Source organism: Halomonas sp. BC2 (assembly GCF_002078115.1).
In the GTDB taxonomy this organism is placed as follows: Bacteria; Pseudomonadota; Gammaproteobacteria; order Pseudomonadales; family Halomonadaceae; genus Vreelandella; species Vreelandella stevensii.
Map to the genome: position 1 here is coordinate 238,157 of NZ_LFGT01000008.1, position 2,417 is coordinate 240,573.

5 protein-coding genes are annotated in these 2,417 nt (G+C 44.9%); 3 read left to right on the top strand and 2 right to left on the bottom strand.

Annotated elements, in window-relative coordinates:
• Positions 1-256: 256 nt before the first annotated feature.
• The 3 genes from B7L71_RS06480 to B7L71_RS06490 all read left to right on the top strand — a co-directional run bounded on the left by B7L71_RS06480 (position 257) and on the right by B7L71_RS06490 (position 1,369).
• Complete coding sequence (locus tag B7L71_RS06480) at positions 257-607, top strand: toxin-antitoxin system TumE family protein (RefSeq protein WP_081136769.1); 351 nt, start codon at positions 257-259, stop codon at positions 605-607.
• Positions 604-957, top strand: a complete 354-nt coding sequence (locus B7L71_RS06485) for an HVO_A0114 family putative DNA-binding protein (RefSeq protein WP_016915079.1) — start codon at positions 604-606, stop codon at positions 955-957. Before B7L71_RS06480 ends, B7L71_RS06485 begins: the two co-directional genes overlap by 4 nt.
• Before the next feature lie 208 nt (positions 958-1,165).
• On the top strand, positions 1,166-1,369 hold the full coding sequence (locus tag B7L71_RS06490; RefSeq protein ID WP_081136771.1) for a hypothetical protein: 204 nt from the start codon (positions 1,166-1,168) through the stop codon (positions 1,367-1,369).
• A gap of 244 nt (positions 1,370-1,613) precedes the next feature.
• On the opposite strand, the gene B7L71_RS17015 is transcribed toward B7L71_RS06490, so the two are convergent.
• Both B7L71_RS17015 and B7L71_RS17020 read right to left on the bottom strand, forming a co-directional pair.
• Positions 1,614-1,850, bottom strand: a complete 237-nt coding sequence (locus B7L71_RS17015) for a hypothetical protein (protein WP_139790050.1) — start codon at positions 1,848-1,850, stop codon at positions 1,614-1,616.
• Between the two features lie 140 nt (positions 1,851-1,990).
• Positions 1,991-2,272, bottom strand: a complete 282-nt coding sequence (locus B7L71_RS17020) for a hypothetical protein (protein ID WP_139790051.1) — start codon at positions 2,270-2,272, stop codon at positions 1,991-1,993.
• Positions 2,273-2,417 lie beyond the last annotated feature (145 nt).

The following is a 2,417-nucleotide window of genomic DNA, read 5'->3' on the forward strand; positions in this document are numbered from 1 at the left end:
CTGGGAGGGATCAAATACGCAACGTGGCGGCAGCAATCTTTGGGGGCTGGAACACAACCACGGCGAGCAAGACATGCTGGCGGTGCTTGGAACGTTAGTTAAGTGACTCAACGCGAGTAAACGGGTCTAAGACGAGCGTTTGTGGTGGAATGCAACCACGAAGCCATCTCATGCCCTGCACAGTAGCCTACGGCCCAGCGGTTGACACCTGAAAACAACCCTACTATATTAATAGTGATGACAAAGGAGCGTGTTTATGGAGGATCCAGGGTTAGATGCTTTATTAGCCCTAAACGATATTCAGTACGGTATTCACGGTGATTTTTGGGTCAAATTTGAAGTACGGCGAGTTACCCCAACACCCAATATTCCCCATGGAATCAAATACAGCCTGACGCTGCACCATAAAAGCGGAACACGGCTACTTGGTTATGACAACGCCCATGCACCAAACATTAAACGCAGAAAATTTGCGGGACGACGCGATGAATGGGATCACCGCCACTACCGTAGCGTCGTTAGTGATTACTTCTTTGATTCTGCCGCTCAGTTAATCGAAGATTTTTGGAAACAGGTCGATGAAATACTTCGAGAGGAAGGGATATGACCACTGTCAAAATTGGTATCATGAACCGTGATGAATTCCGCCAGCGCACCATCTCGATTGCCAAAGGCCTCTATCAACCTACTGCTGAAGAGCCCAAGATATGGTTCGATAGCGTCGAGTCCATGTCTCGTCTGTTGAATACAAAAAACCTTGAGCTACTTAAAACGATTCGCCAATGCAAGCCACAATCCTTGGGAGAGCTTGCTGAAATCACAGGGCGTCGTAAAGAGAGCCTGAGCCGCACCATTAAAAAGATGGGTGACTATGGCTTGGTAGAAATCAAAGAAGGTCCTCGGCATGCTAAAACGCCTGTTGTGACGGCTGACAGGTTTGAAGTCACGCTAATGTAAGGTGTTCCTGCATGGCAGCCTGCATATGCCGTTGCGAGGAGTGCAACGACGAAACCATCTTGTGCCAGAAGCAATTTCATACCAGCAGCATCACCATTACATGCTCACGCTGCTGCTTCACGGCATCGTCCAGAATATCCAGCAGCTTGTCGTAATCCTCCGGCATTTCATCATCCATGCCGGTTGTTTCAAAGCAGGTGAGCGTGGCTTGGGTGTCGTCGATAAGAGCTTGATGCTCCAGTCAGTCAAGAAACCTTGCGAGAAGCAGAAGAGCGTGTACAGGAAGCCGAGCAACGCGCTCAAGCGTAATACCGCCCGCAAGTTAATTGCCCGTATCGAAATGGACGATCAGCTGATCGCTGAGATCACAGAATTACCGGTTGAAGAAGTGCGTGCTGAAACGCAGCATTGATCCTCTTGTCGTTGTGAGGAATACAGCAACGCAGCAATCTCAAACCAACAGCAGTGCCTTGGTATGCTCACGCTGTTGTTTAATCGCCTCATCCAAAATCGTCAGCAGCTTGTAGTAATCCGCTGGCATCTGCTCATCCATACCAGTTGCTTCAAAGCGGATTAACGTTTGTTGCGTTTAGTCGATAAGTGCTTGAAGCTCGTTAATACCACGTTGTTGGTCGTCATCGTTCATACTGCTCCGCTTATTTTTTAAAAACAACAAGGGTGTTATAGTCACGGCTAAGAGTTAATGAAAATACACGCCCATCACCTACTCCCCAGCACTCATTAGTTATTTCGACAGGTCTCATCCCTTTACGAGTTTCCTCAACCATCCAGCCAGGAATATAGTATCTGGTATCGCAGACCCTATCAAAAACTTGAATCTTAATCTTCCCTCTCACACGAGTACCAAGAACCTTGAAGGCCATCATATACATTTAAAACACCTCAAAAAACTCTATCAGCACTATTGTCTACCTAAAAACTGCCAAACATAAACACCAGTCGAAAAGAATTTCCCATCTACCTCTTTAATATGAATAATTGGGAATTTTTAGCTTGCAAAAATTCCCAATTATTACACACCATAATACTTTAGCAACTCATCAAGCTCACTAAAATCTTTAACTTCTGACATTTTCTGTATCGGAAGAGAATAAACATCACTCATAACCAAACGGCGAACAATTTCTTTAGACACAAGATAACCAGGAATGAAACCAAGAGCCTCACCAGCATTTTCTACATTTTCACCCGAGAAAAGAATGTCATTAACACCATACCCAGCAACATCAAAAGATACTTTTAAATAAACGCCATCAATCCAGTGTGTTAAATAACTATAACTTACATTACTCATAAAAACTCCCCTACTCATCTTCCTCTACTGGCGCAGCACTGCAGTCAGGAAGCTGATTGTAATCCGGCAAAATTTCTTTTTGGATGTAATCGTCGACGTCTATATCCATTATCATCCCATTGCCATAATCAACCCTTACATTATT

Coding starts and splice junctions, on each gene's coding strand:
- B7L71_RS06485 (WP_016915079.1), top strand. CDS start 604: ATGACCACTGTCAAAATTGGTATCATGAACCGTGATGAATTCCGCCAG.
- B7L71_RS06480 (WP_081136769.1), top strand. CDS start 257: ATGGAGGATCCAGGGTTAGATGCTTTATTAGCCCTAAACGATATTCAG.
- B7L71_RS17020 (WP_139790051.1), bottom strand. CDS start 2,272: ATGAGTAATGTAAGTTATAGTTATTTAACACACTGGATTGATGGCGTT.
- B7L71_RS17015 (WP_139790050.1), bottom strand. CDS start 1,850: ATGTATATGATGGCCTTCAAGGTTCTTGGTACTCGTGTGAGAGGGAAG.